This is a genomic window from Candidatus Limimorpha sp. (genome assembly GCF_056203535.1).
Genome location: NZ_JBADWU010000054.1, coordinates 40,887 through 58,511, shown reverse-complemented (window position 1 = coordinate 58,511; position 17,625 = coordinate 40,887). Strand labels below are relative to the sequence as shown.

The window sequence follows — 17,625 nt, the reverse complement described above, 5'->3', positions numbered from 1 at the left end:
GTCTAATCATGCGACTATTATTTTTTATTGATGTCAAATCTCAAATATTTAATCGTCAGGCCTTGGTCGAGCCACATCTGTTCGTAGAAAGTACGGATGGTTTTCACTTCCAAGTCATCATTGTTGGCGTAAAGGTCATCGTAATTGTAATAGAGTTTAAGTCCCTGTTTTTCAATCACATCATGCAAGGTAAACTCATACATGATAGGACTATCCGTCTTCAGATTCAGGATGCCGTCAGAAGTGACGATTTTACGGTAACGCTCTAAAAATTCGGGCGAAGTCAGGCGGTGGCGGGCATTGCGTTCACCTTCGCCAGGATGCGGGTCAGGAAACGTGACCCAAATCTCGGCCACTTCGTCCTTTCCGAAGAAATGCTCAATCTGGTCAATGCGGGCACGAATGAAAGCCACATTTTTCAAATCCTCCTCATTCGATTGCTTCAAGCCGCGCCAGATGCGTGCGCCCTTGATGTCGACACCTATATAATTAATACCCTTGTGCGCCCGTGCCAAACCAACGGTGTATTCGCCCTTGCCGCAACCCAGTTCCAGCACAATCGGGTTATCGTTATGGAAAAAATCCTCGTGCCAACGGCCCTGCAAAGGGAAACCCTCCCCCATAATGCGCTCGTAGGAGTATTCAAACAAATTGCCGAATGTCTTGTTCTCGGCGAAACGTTCCAGTTTATTCTTTTTTGACATGTTTTTTAGTTATCAGTTATCGGTTTTCGGTTATCAGTTATCGGTTTTCGGTTTTCAGTTTTCAGTAATAAGTTTTCAACTTTCAACTTTAAAACTTTCAACTTTCCACTTCTTAGAAAATCACTTTGCAACCATAATCCAAGCCTTGCTGTCCGAATTTTCCTTTATCTCTTTCAAAGCAAGTTTCGCTTCTTCCATGGTCTGGTATTTTCCATAATACACATCCCAAAGTTTGCCACGTTGCTTCACAAACGCCGATTCGTAACCTCTGTCTTTCAGCGAAATGACTAATTTATTTGCATTTTCTTCTGATGAGAAACATCCGCCAACGATGAATATCTTGGCTTCCTCAACAGACGTTTCTACCACTGGCTCCTGTTGCGCTGGCAACTCCTGCGATGCTTCGATTTGCATAGTATCGGCCACAACGCTAACCGTATCATTCACAATGCTATCCGTCATCTGAAGCGTGTCGGCCACTATGGTATCCACAACGGCAGGCTTTTCAATCGGTTTTGTTGTATCAACAACAACCATAATCGGCTCCTTATTATCGAACCACTTATCGAAATCTATCTTTATGATTCTGAAATGATTAAGCAAGAACAAAGCAGCGGCCAAAACCATGATGGCGAGCAATATCCAAAGCCATCTAAGATGGCGTTTCGGCTTTTCATCGTCCTTACGAACCGCTTTTTTATCAACCGTCATCGGCGTGTTCTTGTCTTTTTGCTGCTGCTCGATTTCGGTCTTGATTTCTTCCCTGGTTTTCGATTGGAATACGGGAACCGCCGTAAAATCGCACAATCCGAAAGCATCAGGGTTGCGGTTGACCGACTTATCCTGTTCAAAATCGATCTCCTGCATTGCATTAAACGACAATGTGCCAAGGCCTGGCAAATCCACGGTCTTGCCCGTTTTCAAGTTGCTGAAACAATCGTTGACGAATATCAACACCAACTTACGCGCTTCCTCTATCGGAACGTTGTTGACTGTTGACAAATAACTGGCTAACAAATCGTTATCCTCGCGTCTATTGGCATCAAACGCAATGTTGGCCGATGGCTGGTTGAACTGATGCGTGATGACATTGACATTGGCCGAACCCATTTCGCGGACAAACGCCCCCAAACCAGGAACAATAACGAAATCGTTCTGGAAAAGAAGGTCGGATATGGATTCTGCAATGGTGAGCATGAGGGATGTTGAGTTGTTGTCTGTTTATCTGTTGAATTGTTTATTTGTTGTGATGTTTTTTTGTTTAATTGTTGCCGCTCGCTGAGCTTGTCGAAGCGATGAAACGATTACTTTAGATTATTCAAAATGATTCATTTCTGAAAAAGCCTCAGCCTTGGCAATGTCAGCCGGCACATCAATGGAAACGTTTTCCGCCTCGGTGATGCCCATTCTGATGCTCAGGCCATTTTCAAGCCAACGCAACTGCTCCAACGATTCGGAAGTTTCAAGTCGTGAAGCAGGCGTGGCGGCCACTTGGCGAAGCGTTTCCGCTTTGTAGGCATAAATGCCGATATGTTTGTAGAAAATGCCTTTTCTCATCCAGTCGTCATGCTCCACATTACGCATGAAAGGCATGGGATTTCTGCTGAAATACAAGGCATTACCTTTGGCGCTCATCACCACTTTCACCGTATTCGGACTGAAAAGTTCGTCAGCCGAAACAATGCGTTTGGCCAACGATGCGAGACAAACGCCGTCTTCCTGCATCAAATCGCAAAGCATATTGATTTGCAGTGGATTGATAAAAGGCTCGTCGCCTTGGATGTTGACCACGGCATCGAAATTTTCTTCCATCAAATCAAGTGCCTCGCGACAACGGTCGGTGCCGCTACGGTGATTCGGGTCGGTCATTACATAACGTCCGCCAAACGACATTACTTCGTCAGCAATGCGTACATCGTCGGTAGCCACGACAACTTCATCAAGTTTCGACTGCAAAGCCTGCTCGTAGACTCGCCTAATCATGGTTTTCCCCTTTATCATAGCCAAAGGCTTGCCAGGGAAGCGCGTTGATGCGTAACGTGCCGGAATGATTCCTAAAATCTTCATATTCAAAATAATCCGTTAAGTGTTGCTTCAATGCCTTCAACGACCTTACTTAAATCTTCAGGATTTTCAAGCTCGATATCATCGGTGTCGATAATCATCAGTTTGCCAGCCGAATAGTTGGCTATCCAGTCTTCGTATCGGTCGTTCAGATTCTTCAGGTAACTGATGCTGATGGACTGCTCATAATCACGGTTGCGCTTGGCGATATGCTTAATCAATGTCGGCACTGATGCGCGAAGATATATCAGCAAATCAGGAGCTTGCAAAAATCTTGTCATCAATTCAAACAGCGACTGATAATTTTCATAGTCGCGCGTTTCCATCAAGCCCATCGAATAAAGGTTTGGCGCAAAGATTTTTGCGTCTTCATAGATTGTGCGGTCCTGAATGACGTTTTTTCCACTGTTTCTAATGTCCATCACCTGACGGAAACGGCTGTTGAGGAAAAAAATCTGAATGTTGAACGACCAACGTTGCATGTCCTCGTAGAAACTGTCGAGATACGGATTGTGGTCAACTTCCTCAAAATGAGGCGTCCAGTTGAAATGCTTGGCCAAGAGCTTTGTAAGCGTCGTTTTGCCAGAGCCAATGTTACCAGCTATAGCGATATGCATGTGAATTTTTGATTTAAATCAGATTGCGAAAATACGGATTTTTCCTTAGAAAAATCATTTTGGAGCTTTCTTCAGGAAATAAATTGCCAATCCGCAATACAAAAAGTTTGGAATCCAGGCCGCAATTGCCGGCGGAACATTGCCTGCAATGGCAAACGCTTTCGTAAACGACATGAAAAGAATGTAGGAAAACGCAATCACAATGCCCAAACCTAAATGCACGCCCATGCCGCCTCTCACTTTTCGGCTCGACAAAGCCGTGCCGATGAAAGTCAGAATCAGGATGGCAATTGGCGAGGCAAAACGCTGATGCATCTCAAACTGATAATCCTTCACGCCTTCCAACCCTTTCTCTTTCATGTTGTTAATGTGTCGGTTCAGCTCAAAGAAATTCATTTCCTCAAAATCTTCCTTCACCTTGTACAGGTCGGAAGCCATAAGGCCAAACGTGGTGTCTTTTTCTGCGCCCTGCACAATGTATTCGTTGTCGCCATCAATGAATCGCTCGGTGTAATCCTTGATTATCCATCGGCCTGGCGTAAGCGAATCGCTTTCAATGACATCCGACAACATTTTGTATTTCAATTCGTTGCCTTCATATTTCTCCCACGAGAACCGATAACCTTTATGAGAAAAAGCGTTGTAGGTTTCCACATAAACATATTCGTTTTTCCCAATTTGAAGATGTATGTTTCTGCCTCCGCCCCGAAACAGGTTTTCCATGTATTCGTTTTTAAATTCACGGCGCATGACATTCGTGCTGGGAATGAGGAAATTGCTGAAATACAACGACATGCCAGCAAGCAACAAAGCGGCGACCACATAAGGATAAAGGAATCGCTTGAAACTGATGCCACTGCTCAGAATGGCAATGATTTCGGTATGACCTGCCATTTTGGAGGTGAAAAAAATCACCGCGATAAACGTGAAAAGGAAAATAAATAAGTTGATGAAGTAAGGAATGAATGGTATATAGTAATGAAATACAACATCTTGCCACGAAGCATTATGCTTGATGAAACTGTCAACATTTTCCGAAAGGTCGAAGATAATGACCACAACGATCAATAAGGAAATGGCAAAGAAAAACGTGCCAATATATTTCTTAAATATGTATTTGTCAATCAGTTTCATTACAATCGGGTTGTTACTTTAACGAGCATGGCATCGCGCCATTCGGCGAAATCGCCAGCCAAAATATGTTTACGGGCTTCGCGCACCAGCCACAGGTAAAATCCAATGTTGTGCAGACTTGCAATCATCGGGCCGAGCAGTTCGCCTGCAATGAAAAGATGACGCAAATATGCTCTTGTATATTGTGCATCAACGAAAGTTTCGCCATTCGGGTCGACGGGCGAAAAATCGTATTTCCATTTTTCGTTCTTCAGGTTGATGATACCTTCCGAAGTGAAAATCATGCCGTTGCGCCCGTTTCGGGTCGGCATGACGCAGTCGAACATATCCACGCCTCGCGAAATGCCTTCCAGAATGTTGGCCGGCGTGCCCACGCCCATCAGGTAACGCGGTTTGTCTTTCGGTAGGATCGTGTTGACTAATTCTATCATCTCATACATTTTCTCCGTCGGCTCGCCCACGGCAAGGCCGCCAATGGCGTTGCCGTCGGCATTTTTCGAAGCGATGTATTCCGCTGATTTCTCGCGTAAATCGCGGTAAACGCAACCCTGCACAATCGGGAACAGCGACTGATAATAACCGTATTTCGGTTCAGTCTCGGAAAAACGCTGCACGCAGCGGTCGAGCCAGCGGTGGGTGCGTTCCATCGACTGCTTGGCATAGTTGTAATCGGAAGTGCCAGGGGCACATTCATCGAAAGCCATCATGATGTCGGCCCCGATGCTGCGCTCAATGTCCATCACGCGCTCAGGCGTAAACAAATGTTTTGAGCCGTCGATATGCGAGCGGAATTCAACGCCTTCCTCTTTCATCTTGCGGATTCCCGTCAGCGAAAACACCTGAAAGCCACCGCTATCCGTCAAAATCGGTCTATCCCAGCCATTGAATTTGTGCAGTCCGCCAGCGGCTTCCAGCACATCCAACCCCGGGCGCAGATACAAATGATAGGTGTTGCCGAGGATAATCTGAGCCTTCACCTCATCTTTCACATCGCGGATATGGCAGGCTTTCACCGAGCCCACCGTCCCAACGGGCATGAAAATAGGTGTCTCAATCAGGCCGTGGTTGGTCTGCAAGAGACCGGCGCGTGCCGAACTTTTCGGGTCATTTGTGGCTATCGTGAACTTCATCTGATTCATTATGCCGCAAAGTTACAAATTTTTCCACTCGATTTTGGCATACTTCACGCCTATCGGGTTACATTCCTGCGAGCTGATGATTGTCTCGCCATTTCGGATTTCATATTCCGCTTTCACGAAATGGAACATATCCAATCCGACTGGAATCTGTTCAAATTCAAACACATAACGAACCGCTTCGTCAACCGGCAAAGCCTTTTCCTGACTGTAGCTTTCCCCGAAAGTTCCTTCAAAAAGATTGCCTTTCCTATCGACGGCACGCAAGCAAAGGTTTTCACCGCAACTCTTGCCGAAAGCAATCACGACGGAATCGTTTTTGGCTGTGGCCTCAACCGTCACGCTCACTTTACCCGTTAGCGAATCGCCGACACATGATACGTAAGAGAATGCCAAAAACGGATAAATCTTGCCGTCAACGAGCATAGTCGTTTGGCTAAAAATGGCTTCGGCTTTCTTTTCTGCTTTAGGAATGACAACCTGTTTTCCATTGGCCGACTTGGCTTGCATACTGATGTTTTTCGATTGGGCGAAGCCGCTTGTCGACACAAGAAATGCCACGAGCATCACAAATACTGATTTCTTCATTGCAATTTCATTTTAGGCTGCAAAAATAAGCAAAATCTTTCCTATCTTTGCATTTCTATTAAAAGGAGGCAATCGTGCATATTGATTTTTTCTTCAACAGGTTGAGTTTCATCGTTTTATTATGCTTCGGCATAACATTCATCATACAATTAATCTACCATTGGTGCGTGTTTTCCAAACTAGCTTTCTACAAAAAGAAGGACAAGACCAAATCCGACGACCAATTGGAACCCGTTTCGGTGGTGGTTTGCGCCCGCGACGCCTACGAGTACTTGCAGGACTTGGTTCCCGTGCTGCTCACGCAGGATTATCCCGACTACGAAATCGTCATCGTAAACGACTGCTCGGAAGACGAAACGGAAGAATGGCTGAAGGACATTGAACGTCGTGAGCCGAAAATCAAGCCCGTGCAGTTACGCCAGCACCTTAACTTCTTCAATGGCAAGAAGTTCCCGCTTTCGATGGGCATCAAATCGGCCAAAAACGACCTGATTGTCCTCACCGACGTAAACTGTCTCCCGACCAACAGCCAATGGCTGCGCAGCGTGGTGAACAGCTACGGCAACAATACGGAAGTGGTCATCGGCTACAGTCCATACTTTAATAAAAAAGGTGTCTTCAACAAAATCATGCGTTTCGATGCCGTGCAGTATGCCATGCAATATCTTTCGGCAGCCCTCAACAAACATCCTTACATGGGCATTGGAACGAATTTGTCGTATCGTAAAGAATTGTTTTACAGATACAAAGGATTCACTTCACATTATACGACTTCCGTCGGCGACGATGATTTGTTCATCAGCCAAGTGGCAAAAGGCAAAAACACGGAAGTCCTCATTGATGCCGAAAATGCCATTCTGACCACGCCGCCGCACAAGTTCGGAATGTGGGCTCACATCAAGAGCAGCCGCTATTCTACCATTCCTCAATACGATGTGAAGGCAAAGGCTTCGTCGGCACTGTTCACATGGTCGCATTTCCTTTTCTACGCATCGTTCATCGCCCTGATGCTGCTGAAACCTGCTTTCGCCTTATCAATCGGAGCCGTGTATTATATTCCGATTCTGGTTTTCTTTTTCCTCCTGCGTTACGGCTCGCAAATGATTATCTATCATGGAGCAACGAAGCGCCTTGGCGAAAAAGGTCTGTTGCCTGGCCTTATCGTTTACGATTTGCTTTTCGCTTTCCTTACGCCAATCCTGAGACTGATGGGCAGAATGAAAATCGGCGTGGAATGATTATTTTTCCTCTTCAAGCCTTGCAATCAGTCCGTCGTATTTCTGTTTCATGCTGCTTCCTACAATTTTCCAAGAAAAGAAAAACAAAGCGACAATAACAAGCATGACAGCAACAAAAATCCAATGCCAGGCAAAATCCTCCATTTCAAGGGCATCAGCGAAAATCAACACAAACATACACACCAATGGTGCCGAACAACTCAAAATCGAATTCCACCTTTTTGACGTTTTCAATTTCCGAGCCAATTCGGCGAAAGAATCTTTCTCTGCATTGACCGATTTCAAGATTCCAAGCCAGATCAGACCAGCACCGAGAAAATAGACAATAGCCACGCCAAAGGCAATCATATCTGAAGTCTCGAAAATATCTGCGGCAAAATGCGCCAAAACAAGTGCCGCAACAAGAATAGGAAACATGACAAAAAGGGCGATTCTATTTCCTGTCAAATCGGTTTTCACCAGCTTTGCAACCTTGCTGCGCAATTCGGTTTCGGTATAAGTCTTTTTCTGTTCCATAATGCAAGTATTTATAAATCTGTTTGTTGAAAGTTTTCCAATTGTGAAACCATATCATCAAAATCATTGCCGGCTCCATTACGGCTGCGCAAAAAGAGTTTATAGGCTACAAAAATGATAAAAGCGCCGAGCACTCCAGCAATGCATGATTTGATAACGGAGCAACTGCCTCTGAAAGCAATCAGGACTGGCCAAGCCAAAAGACAGACTAAAATCATTCGGACTACAATCATCTCCCGTTTCTTCAACACTTTCATCCGATTGGCAATTTCTTGCAATGAATCGTTCTGAAAATCAATTGATTTGACCGTTCTGCAACGCATAATGTTTGCCAGAGCAAACAAGACATATAAGATGCCAAACAAAATCATTTCCATCAAATCACGATTGAAGCTGTATTCCGCATAGCACAAAAGCAGCAGTAACGGCACACCAATGATAATGGCAAATTCGCTTCTCAAGCGCAGCTTATTCAAGTATGATTCAGCATCTTCGCGAAGTTCGGTTTCGGTAAGCTTTTCTTCCTCTTCCATGGCACAATGTTTTATGGGTGCAAATATAAATGAAATTATTGATTCATTTGCAGTAATTTGCATTTCCAAACAAAAAGGCCGCCCCAACCGAGGCAGCCTTTTTCCATCGTAAAAAATTTCTCTCGTTGTTACCGCGTTTACTTGGCGAAACTCACGGCGCGAGTCTCACGGATGACGGTGATTTTAATCTGACCCGGATAGGTCATTTCAGTCTGGATTTTCTTTGAAAGGTCGTATGCAATGCGGTCGGCATCGGCATCTGAAACCTTGTCGGCGCCAACGATGACGCGCAATTCGCGGCCAGCCTGGATAGCATACGTCTTGACCACACCTTGGTACGACATGGCCATTTCCTCCAACTTGTTCAAACGCTGGATGTAAGCCTCGACCACTTCGCGACGGGCACCCGGACGGGCACCTGAAATGGCGTCGCAAACCTGAACGATAGGCGAAATGAGGTTGTCCATTTCGATTTCGTCGTGGTGAGCACCGATAGCGTTGCAAATGTCAGGCTTTTCCTTGCACTTTTCAGCAACTTTCATACCCAAAATAGCGTGTGGTAGTTCCTCTTCGTTTTCGGCAACTTTACCAATGTCGTGAAGCAGACCGGCACGTTTGGCAGCCTTTGGATTCAAGCCGAGTTCGGCAGCCATCGTGGAGCAGAGTTTAGCCGTTTCCACTGAGTGCTGCAGCAGGTTCTGACCGTAAGAAGTGCGGTATTTCATGCGACCCACCATCTTGATAAGGTCAGGACTGAGATTGTGAATGCCGAGATCAATGACGGTACGTTTACCCGTTTCGATGATTTCCTGTTCGACTTGCTTTTCAACCTTGTGAACCACTTCCTCGATACGTGCAGGATGGATACGGCCATCGGTGACGAGTTTCTGCAATGAAAGACGTGCAATTTCACGGCGAATCGGGTCGAAGCCGGAAATCAGGATAGCGTCAGGGCTGTCGTCGATGATGATTTCAACGCCAGTAAGCGATTCGAGGGCGCGGATGTTGCGGCCTTCACGGCCAATGATGCGGCCCTTGATTTCATCGTTTTCGATGTTGAACACGCTGACCGTGTTTTCGATGGCGACTTCGGCAGCTGTGCGCTGAATGGTTTCGAGGACGATTTTCTTTGCCGTCTGGTTGGCGCTCAGCTTGGCGTCTTCTGTGATTTCCTTCACGTAAACCATAGCCTCGGCCTGGGCATCTTCCTTGACAAGTTCAATCAGCTGGTCCTTAGCCTCTTTTGCCGAGAGGCCTGAAATGGATTCGAGCTTCTTCGATTCCTCGTCATAAAGGGCATCGAGTTCGGCCTTACGTTTTGTCAGGTTTTCCTGCTGGCTGTCGATGCGTTGCTGTGCCGACTGCACTTCCTTAGCCTTGCGCTGAACTTCCTCCATTTTCTGGTTGGCGTTCTGCTGAAGCTGGTTCACACGGTTTTCATTCTTTTGCAATTCGCGTTTCTTTTCATTGGTGGTCTTTTCAAACTCGTTCTTCATTTCAAGGAATTTCTCCTTGGCCTGCAAGATGCGTTCTTTCTTGATGACTTCAGCCTTTTCCTTGGCTTCTTCAAGATAAGCGTCGGCTTCCTTGGTTACAGCCTTGCGCAAAAGTGTTGATGTGACGAAATAACCTGCGGCGAGGCCCAAAACCAAAGCCCCGACTCCAATGATAATGAGTGTTGTTGTGTTGATTGTGAGTAATAACATTTTACATTTGTTTTACCCGACAAAAAGAAGACAAATAAAAGAAACTGTCTGCCCTAAGGGATATGATAAACCCTGTTTGAATACGCTTAAGGCACTGTGATGCGCGAACGTCCACCGGCATGTAAATGCTTCCCCGAAGGGAATGAGGCCTGTTTTTACAGAGCACAAGTTAACCCATTGATGTTTAGAATTGTGTTGAGTTTACATGATGCGATGGACAGACAGATTCTAGTCTTTCAAAGAACGTTGAGTTTTATCTCGTTGTTTTACAGCGTTATAATTGCTCATCGAGCAAGTCGTTCAGTTCATTCAGCTTGCGTTCCAAATGTTGACTGTCGTAAGATAGCTCGGATTCATATTTCACTGCGGAAGTGGCAAAATGCAAGGCTGTCATTGCCAGAATGTCCTGCACATCCTTGAAAGTGTAGTGCCTCGCGTATGATTTCACCATCTCATTGATCATTGCGACGGCTTTGCGCACTTTTCCTTCATCGGCGCGGGCAACCGTAATCTTGTAGGCCTTCTCCATGATGGTGATATTGAGCTGTATTTCATCCATCTCGCCGATTTATTTATTATCCGGACTATTCCTTACTGTTCAAAATCGAAACGCATTGGTCAATCTCCCGCACAAGACTCTTGATGAGTTTTCTTCCTTCTTCTATTTCTTCCTCGTTGCCGAGTGCGTTAACAATAGTACTTTTATTTAATTTATCCTGCAACTCCATGTTGGCCTTGACAAGCGTCAGATTTTCGTTTCTAAGCGCTTCGTTTTCAGCCTCCAATCGTTTGTTTTCATCGGCCAACTGATTTTTCACACCAATCAACTTCCTCAATTTTACCTCGATTTCGGTTAATATGATGTTTGTATCGGCCATTCGACAATTGACTTTGGAATTGTTTTGCAAAAATAGAATATTGTTTCGTTATGGGCAAAGGTTTTTCATTTTTTTTCTAATTTTACGCGATTTTTAGTCTTGTTTACAATGAAAAAAGCATTCTTATCCATGATGATTGTAGCTGCACTTGCAACCGCCTGCACCCCAAAAGAAACCACATTGACATTCCTTGAATCGACTGATACTCACGGCAATTTCACTGATTTCGGCAACGATGCCGCGTTCATCAAAAAGATGAAAGCCGAGTTAGGCGAGAACCTCATTTTGCTCGATGCCGGCGACAATATGCAGGGCACGACTTTCCAATATTGCGCCAATCATGATGCCGAAAACCGCAACCTGACTTCGGAATTCCTGAATTACTTCCCATACGATGCGGCTTGCGTCGGCAACCACGACATTGAAGCCGGACGAAAGGTCTTCGACCGCGTTTATTCCGAGACCAAGGTGCCGATTCTTGCCGCTAACGTCATCGACGAATCAACGGGAGAGCCTTATTTCACTCCTTATATTATATTGAACCGCCAAGGCTGCAAAGTCGCCGTGTTGGGACTGCTCACGCCTTACGTCGTGACTTGGGTGCCCGACCGTCTGCGCCCCGGCTTGCGTTTCGACCAGTTGGAAGAAGCCGCCGCCAAATGGGTGAAAATCATCAAGGAAAAGGAAAATCCTGATTTGATGGTCGGACTTTTCCATTCGGGTTGGGATTTTGCCGAACAAAATCTGCCCGAAGGCACACCGCTTGGTCGCGAGAATGCCGTGAAATGGGTGGCCGAGAATGTGCTAGGCTTCGACCTGATTTTCTACGGCCACGACCACAGAGCCAATGCAACAACCATTACCAACATTGTAGGCGAAAAAGTGTATGTGCTCAATTCGGGACAACGCGCAAAAGGTCTTGCGAAAGCCGAAGTCACTTTCAAGAACCACAAAAAATCGAAAATCAGCATCAATCTGATTTCGACCGAAGACCAGGAACCCGATGCCGATTTCGTCAACCTTCTTCAGCCTTACCTTGAACGCGCCGATGATTATCAAGACAATGAAGTAGCCGAACTGCCGGTGACAATCAACAGCAGCGATGCGCTCAACGGGCCTTGCCTTTGGGTCGACGAAATTCACCGCTGCCAGTTTGAAATGGCCGAAAAGGAAGGCATCCACGCCGACATTTCCTTTGCCGCCCCACTTGCGGCAGGCAAAACCATTGAAGCCGGTTTGCTCACGGTGAAAGATTTCTTCACTTGGTATCCTTTTGAAAACTCGCTGGCGGTCATGGCCATGACGGGCAAGGAAGTGAAAGATTTCCTTGAATACGCCTACGAAATGCGAAATCCGATCTACAACTTCGATTCGGGCGCAGGCATCCTCTACGAAGTGACCGACCAAGCACCGCGTGGCGAACATATCAACATCATCAGCATGGCCGACGGCACGCCTTTCGACTTGGAAAAAACTTACAACGTGGTGATGAATTCCTATCGCTCAATGGGCGGCGGCAACCATTTCATGAACGGCTGCGGCTGGCAACAAACCGACATCAAAAACCATGTTGTCTGGCAATGCGACCGCGACCTGCGCTCCATTTTCATCGACTGGGCAAGACAAAAAGGAACCTTGGATAGCGAACCGTTAAACTGCTGGAAAATAAAGAAATAAGATGATAAAAATCGTTCAAAATTGTTCAAAATGCCGAGTTGAAAAATCCAACTTTTGAACAATTTTTGAACGCGCGAAGCGCATTTTAATCATTTCATCAGAAAACAAGTTTCAAATGAAAGAAGATTTCTTATACTACCTTTGGGAAAACAAACTGATTGACGGTGAATTGTTTACCACATCGGGCGAACCGATTACGGTTTACGCCACGGGCTATCGCAACATTGATTCCGGCCCTGATTTTTTAGAAGCGAGAATCAAGATTGGCGAAAACACTTGGGCGGGACATGTCGAAATTCACGTCAAGGCCTCCGATTGGAACCGCCATCAGCACCAAAACGACAAAGCCTACGACAACGTGATTCTGCATGTCGTCCACGAAAACGATTTGGCGACATCTGCCATTCCCGTCTTGGAACTGAAAGGCCATTTCGACATGGCTTTGTATGATAATTATCAGCAGTTTATTGCGACAAAAGGCTGGATTCCATGCGAAAAATCGTTGGCAACGGTGCAGAAATTCACCATGCTTTCGTGGTTGGACAACATTCTGGTCGAGCGTTTGGAACAAAAAGCCGAGACCGTCGAGAAAATCTTGGAAGCCAACACCTACGACTGGGAAGATGCGCTCTTCAAACTTTTGATGCGTTATTTCGGCCTGAAAGTGAACAACGAAGCCTTTGAATATCTCGCTACTATTCTACCTTTCAAGACCTTACTGAAACATGCTGATAACCTCCTGCAAGTAGAAGCCATGCTTTTCGGCTGCGCCGGTTTCCTTGAAAAAGACTTTACTGAGGAATATCCGCAACTGCTGAAACGTGAATACAAGGTGATGAAAGCGAAATTCAACCTGCTGACCATGCCCGAAGAACGCTGGAAATTCATGCGTATGCGTCCCGGCAACTTCCCGACCATCCGCTTAGCGCAAATGGCCACGATGATTCACGAAAACGGCAACGTTTTCTCCAAAATCCTAACAGCAAAAAACACCGATGAAGTGAAAAGGCTGCTTGAAGTGGAGCCTTCAGAATACTGGCTGACGCATTACCGTTTTGAAACGCCATCGCCAAAACGCACGAAACGCTTAGGTGATTCGACCGCCGAAATATTGATTATCAATGCAATAGTTCCGCTTTTATTCTGCTACGGACAACTGCATTACGACGAGACACTTTGCGAAAGAGCCACCGACTATCTCGAACAACTCGAAGCCGAAGACAACACCATCACGAGGCACTTCTCCGAGCGCGGCTGGCAGGCGCAAAACGCCATGCAATCGCAGGCCCTGATACAGCTCTACAACAACTATTGCAAACGGAAGAGATGTCTGGAATGTAGGGCTGGCAATGTATTGATGAAAGGATAAAATTGCTTTTGGGATTGCCTAACGGCAAAAAATCTAATGAAAATCTTTGTTTAAAATCATTCAAAAATCAATGTTTGTTTTTCAAAAGGATTGTCTTGTTTGATACGCAAACAATGATTTTTGGCAGTTCTGACTAATCATCTTCTTCCAAAAAGAAAATTTCTTCGACATTCTTGCCGAAGACCTTGGCCATTTTCAGGGCAAGCACGGTGGAAGGCACATATTTCCCCGATTCGATGGCGTTGATGGTCTGGCGGCTGACATTGATTTTCTCGGCAAGTTCGCCCTGCGTGATGTCCATTTCGGCGCGCGCCACTTTCAGTTTATTCTTCATTTTCACCTCCTTTGTTAAAGCGGCGCAACGACACGTTAAACTTGATGATGAACAATATTAGGAAAATGAAATAAATCGAATAGGCAAAATACATGTACACCATTCCATAGATGGTTAAAGTGCCAAACAGAAAAACCGCCGCACTGACCAAAGTGGCCCAAACCAGACTGCGCTCGCGAAGTTGCCTAACAAACTCGTCCTCAACTTTTTCCCTTGAAAAACCAACAAGGATGAGACCGATGGTCATAAAAATCAGAATGAATGTAAAAATCGAACAATCCGCCATTTTGAACAGTCCCGGATCTTTCCCTTCATCCGACAGAAAGCCTAAAGGATCGTCATCAAAAAGTGCTGGCATTTTTAAGTCAGGATTCCAATCGTAACATATTGACGCGACAAAAAAAGCGATGGTAGCCGCCAACGTAATTCCTGTAATCACCCACCCGATTGCCTTGAACCGATGTGGAAACAAATAATTCTTCTTCATAGTTTGAGATTTTAATTGGTTTGACGCTGCAAAAGTAAAGTAAACTTTACAAATAGACAAATTAATTTGTCATATTTTTTACGAATATTTTGCCGAAACAAACGATAAATCCCCAACTCACGCCTATTCAACCAATCAATTTAGTGAGAATTAAAAAATAACCTGTAACGATAATGGCTGTTATTTTTCTTCGCTAAACACAAAATCGAAGATTACCTCACTTCGTGTCGGTGAAATCTTTTAGATTCGACGTAGTCAATATTCATTTCGACGTAGTCAATTACCGTAAATGAATCATAAATTGTTGAAAACTATAATTAGATGTATATCAGTTAATTCACATTAATTTTTGAATAATTTGTGATGATTTGCGTTTGACAGGAAAAACAATGGCTAATGTTTAGATGTGTTACAACTTATTTTTTGGCGTTACTTACAGCGAAATCACTTCATCCATCCGAATGTCAAAGGGTTCGGTTGGAATTTCATCAACCAACTGAAAATCAAAGCAAATGCCAATGCGTTTGATATCGGGATGCTGGCAAAGGAAGCGGTCGTAATAGCCACGGCCTCGGCCCAAGCGGTTGCCATTGCGGTCGAAGGCAACGCCTGGGACGACAATCAGGTCAAAACCGCCTTTGTATGGTTCGTTTTGAGGCTCCAAGATGTTGAAATCGCCGACGGCAAAATCCGTGTCTTTTTCGTAGGCCACAGGAATAATGTCGTCGCCAACGACGGTTGGCAGAATGATTTGCTTTTTCAGATGCCATTTTTCAAGGAAAGCCTGCGTCTGCACCTCGTCGGGCAAAGCGCTGTAAAGCATGACGCGCTCCGCTTTCACGAAATCGGGATGCCGTTCCAACTTAGCGAGAATTTTTTCCGATTGCTCCGATAACTGTTCCTTGGTATGCTGTTTTTTCAATGCCTTGATTTCGGCTCTTAATGATTTCTTATCCATTTTTTACAGTTTATTTAATTCTTATTTCTTGTGTAAATCCAATTCCATATTTCTGAATGCCAGACAGTTTCAATTTGTTTTGCGGTGCATTGCCAATCCAGACGACTTTAGCCTTGCCTTGTTTGTTTTCCACAATCAAGCCACCTTCAGCCGCCCAATTGCATTGATAAACTTCGCCGTCCAACTGGTACCAGCCGTTGCGTTTCACAATCTGAGGCTTTTCCGCACGGATGATTTCATCCAAAAACACGCATATTTTATCTTGAATGAAATAATAATTGTCGTTCAATTTCTTATCCGTCAGTTGCGGCGAATGTTTGAAACCTTCAAAAGTGTAAAGCTCCGACTTCACGCCCAATTCCTTTTCCCTCTTCACAATACATGAAGAACCATACATTTCGTTGAAAAACAGCTTTTTAAGTCGTTTGGTTTTGCCAAAAGGAAAATCATAGCCGTATGGAACAATGTTATCGGCATCGCCGTGAAAAGCCACAATCGGAATGTTTTTCCCTTCAAGCATATCAAGATTCGGCATGGCGCCCCACATGTCGATGACACCTTTTAGCGAAAAATGAGCGTCAATCTCGTTTCCACTTGTCTCAATATCACCGAGTTCCGTATTCAAAAGACTTGCGCGTGTCGATTGTGGGCGCGTTTCATTGGTCATGAAGGCGAGGCCCAAAGCCGTAATGCTGCCAGCGCTGCAACCGCCGGCAAACATCATGGAAGTGTCAATGCCAAAAGTATCCTGGTTGGCCGTCACGAAACGCATGGCAGCGTGAGCATCCTGAATGGCACAATAGCCAGCACGCTCAATGCCGTCCTTAGTAGTCTGAAAACCAATCCTATAGTCAATGGAAGCAGCCACATAACCCAACGAAGCCAAATGTTCGCAAAGCGACGAAACGGTCTGGTCTTTCCGCGTGCCGTAATAAAAAGACCCGCCATGAATCAGCATGACAAACGGACGCTTTGCAAGCGTATCATTTTCAGGAAGATAGACGTCCATAAAAAGGTTAAGGTCACGCTCATTCAAAACCTGTTTCAGTTGCAAAATCATGTCACCTGACGAATTTGAACGCTCATCCAATTCCGTCCAATAGCCATTGACATTTGCGAAATGCACTTGGTCGATTCTCTTGACGTTAAACTTGGATTGCCGATACCTTATGGAATCATATTCAATGAATTGCGGAATTTCGTAAGGTGAAAAACTGAAATACGTCTGATTTTGAAGAGAATGCTGTATGAAACCTTCAATTATCTGAGAATCCGAATGCAACCTGTTCACTTTCTGACAAATATTTATTTTTTGCGAAACAAAGCGCAGGTTTTTGCCATCAAAGGACAACCGAAAAGCAATCGAATCAGAAATTTCCTTGTCCAAAGCCAAATAATGGCCTTTCAATTCGTTTGCATCACTTGCCTCCACAAAAACCGCGTATTCCTTTGAACCAAAATTGCCGCGATAAATTGACGGAACTTCGAGCAAAGGCAATTCCAAAGTTTCATTTTTACATTGATTTTCAACGCTTTCAGTCTCAGCAAATTCAGAAAATCGCTTGACATCACACTGAAAAAACGAATAAGCCTCACTTATTCCCAACACAAAAGCCAATACGATGAGCGAAATCTTCTTCATTTTTTCCAATTTCCGACAAAAGTACAAAACAAAAACGTATTTTT

Annotated in this window: 19 protein-coding genes; 3 read left to right on the top strand and 16 right to left on the bottom strand. The window is 44.9% G+C overall.

The features are described 5' to 3' along the window. Positions 1-17 precede the first annotated feature (17 nt). From trmB to AC06MN_RS06450, 7 genes are all read right to left on the bottom strand, one after another. Positions 18-704: a tRNA (guanosine(46)-N7)-methyltransferase TrmB gene (gene trmB, locus AC06MN_RS06480; protein ID WP_475671537.1), complete on the bottom strand. Its 687-nt coding sequence runs from the start codon at positions 702-704 to the stop codon at positions 18-20. A gap of 120 nt (positions 705-824) precedes the next feature. Beyond that, entirely contained in the window at positions 825-1,901 is a 1,077-nt protein-coding gene (locus AC06MN_RS06475) for an HU domain-containing protein (protein ID WP_475671536.1), read from the bottom strand. A gap of 117 nt (positions 1,902-2,018) precedes the next feature. Then, positions 2,019-2,771, bottom strand: coding sequence for a 3-deoxy-manno-octulosonate cytidylyltransferase (gene kdsB, locus AC06MN_RS06470; RefSeq protein WP_475671535.1), 753 nt, complete (start codon positions 2,769-2,771; stop codon positions 2,019-2,021). A gap of 2 nt (positions 2,772-2,773) precedes the next feature. Further along, positions 2,774-3,385 carry a deoxynucleoside kinase gene (locus AC06MN_RS06465; protein WP_475671534.1) on the bottom strand — a complete coding sequence of 204 codons (612 nt, stop codon included), beginning with the start codon at positions 3,383-3,385 and terminating at the stop codon, positions 2,774-2,776. 54 nt (positions 3,386-3,439) lie between these two features. Continuing rightward, positions 3,440-4,519 carry an LptF/LptG family permease gene (locus AC06MN_RS06460; protein WP_475671533.1) on the bottom strand — a complete coding sequence of 360 codons (1,080 nt, stop codon included), beginning with the start codon at positions 4,517-4,519 and terminating at the stop codon, positions 3,440-3,442. Continuing rightward, positions 4,519-5,649: a tRNA guanosine(34) transglycosylase Tgt gene (gene tgt, locus AC06MN_RS06455; RefSeq protein WP_475671580.1), complete on the bottom strand. Its 1,131-nt coding sequence runs from the start codon at positions 5,647-5,649 to the stop codon at positions 4,519-4,521. Before tgt ends, AC06MN_RS06460 begins: the two co-directional genes overlap by 1 nt. Before the next feature lie 21 nt (positions 5,650-5,670). After that, positions 5,671-6,243, bottom strand: coding sequence for a hypothetical protein (locus AC06MN_RS06450; RefSeq protein ID WP_475671532.1), 573 nt, complete (start codon positions 6,241-6,243; stop codon positions 5,671-5,673). A 74-nt stretch (positions 6,244-6,317) separates the two neighbouring features. Between AC06MN_RS06450 and AC06MN_RS06445 the strand changes: the two genes are divergently transcribed. After that, positions 6,318-7,481 carry a glycosyltransferase gene (locus tag AC06MN_RS06445; RefSeq protein ID WP_475671531.1) on the top strand — a complete coding sequence of 388 codons (1,164 nt, stop codon included), beginning with the start codon at positions 6,318-6,320 and terminating at the stop codon, positions 7,479-7,481. Here AC06MN_RS06445 and AC06MN_RS06440 read toward each other — a convergent pair whose 3' ends face one another. The 5 genes from AC06MN_RS06440 to AC06MN_RS06420 all read right to left on the bottom strand — a co-directional run bounded on the left by AC06MN_RS06440 (position 7,482) and on the right by AC06MN_RS06420 (position 11,114). Continuing rightward, on the bottom strand, positions 7,482-7,997 hold the full coding sequence (locus AC06MN_RS06440) for a hypothetical protein (protein ID WP_475671530.1): 516 nt from the start codon (positions 7,995-7,997) through the stop codon (positions 7,482-7,484). It abuts the gene before it with no gap. Between the two features lie 11 nt (positions 7,998-8,008). After that, positions 8,009-8,530: a hypothetical protein gene (locus tag AC06MN_RS06435; RefSeq protein WP_475671529.1), complete on the bottom strand. Its 522-nt coding sequence runs from the start codon at positions 8,528-8,530 to the stop codon at positions 8,009-8,011. A 137-nt stretch (positions 8,531-8,667) separates the two neighbouring features. After that, the gene (gene rny, locus AC06MN_RS06430) at positions 8,668-10,236 is read right to left on the bottom strand and encodes a ribonuclease Y (RefSeq protein ID WP_475671528.1); all 1,569 of its coding nucleotides are present in this window, start codon (positions 10,234-10,236) and stop codon (positions 8,668-8,670) included. A 274-nt stretch (positions 10,237-10,510) separates the two neighbouring features. After that, entirely contained in the window at positions 10,511-10,795 is a 285-nt protein-coding gene (locus AC06MN_RS06425; RefSeq protein WP_475671527.1) for a cell division protein ZapA, read from the bottom strand. A 25-nt stretch (positions 10,796-10,820) separates the two neighbouring features. Continuing rightward, the gene (locus tag AC06MN_RS06420) at positions 10,821-11,114 is read right to left on the bottom strand and encodes a hypothetical protein (RefSeq protein WP_475671526.1); all 294 of its coding nucleotides are present in this window, start codon (positions 11,112-11,114) and stop codon (positions 10,821-10,823) included. A gap of 108 nt (positions 11,115-11,222) precedes the next feature. Between AC06MN_RS06420 and AC06MN_RS06415 the strand changes: the two genes are divergently transcribed. Together AC06MN_RS06415 and AC06MN_RS06410 are read left to right on the top strand one after the other, a co-directional pair. Further along, positions 11,223-12,791 (top strand): bifunctional metallophosphatase/5'-nucleotidase, encoded by a 1,569-nt coding sequence (locus AC06MN_RS06415; RefSeq protein WP_475671525.1) that lies wholly within the window; start codon positions 11,223-11,225, stop codon positions 12,789-12,791. 115 nt (positions 12,792-12,906) lie between these two features. After that, the gene (locus tag AC06MN_RS06410) at positions 12,907-14,160 is read left to right on the top strand and encodes a DUF2851 family protein (RefSeq protein ID WP_475671524.1); all 1,254 of its coding nucleotides are present in this window, start codon (positions 12,907-12,909) and stop codon (positions 14,158-14,160) included. Positions 14,161-14,293: 133 nt separating this feature from the next. Here the strand turns inward: AC06MN_RS06410 and AC06MN_RS06405 are convergent, their stop codons facing one another. The 4 genes from AC06MN_RS06405 to AC06MN_RS06390 form a co-directional block, all read right to left on the bottom strand. Further along, entirely contained in the window at positions 14,294-14,494 is a 201-nt protein-coding gene (locus tag AC06MN_RS06405; protein WP_475671523.1) for a helix-turn-helix transcriptional regulator, read from the bottom strand. After that, on the bottom strand, positions 14,484-14,981 hold the full coding sequence (locus AC06MN_RS06400; protein ID WP_475671522.1) for a hypothetical protein: 498 nt from the start codon (positions 14,979-14,981) through the stop codon (positions 14,484-14,486). The genes AC06MN_RS06405 and AC06MN_RS06400 overlap by 11 nt, the downstream gene beginning before the upstream one ends. Positions 14,982-15,414: 433 nt before the next feature. Further along, positions 15,415-15,939: a 5-formyltetrahydrofolate cyclo-ligase gene (locus AC06MN_RS06395; RefSeq protein WP_475671521.1), complete on the bottom strand. Its 525-nt coding sequence runs from the start codon at positions 15,937-15,939 to the stop codon at positions 15,415-15,417. Between the two features lie 10 nt (positions 15,940-15,949). Beyond that, complete coding sequence (locus tag AC06MN_RS06390) at positions 15,950-17,581, bottom strand: alpha/beta hydrolase (RefSeq protein ID WP_475671520.1); 1,632 nt, start codon at positions 17,579-17,581, stop codon at positions 15,950-15,952. Positions 17,582-17,625: the final 44 nt, after the last annotated feature.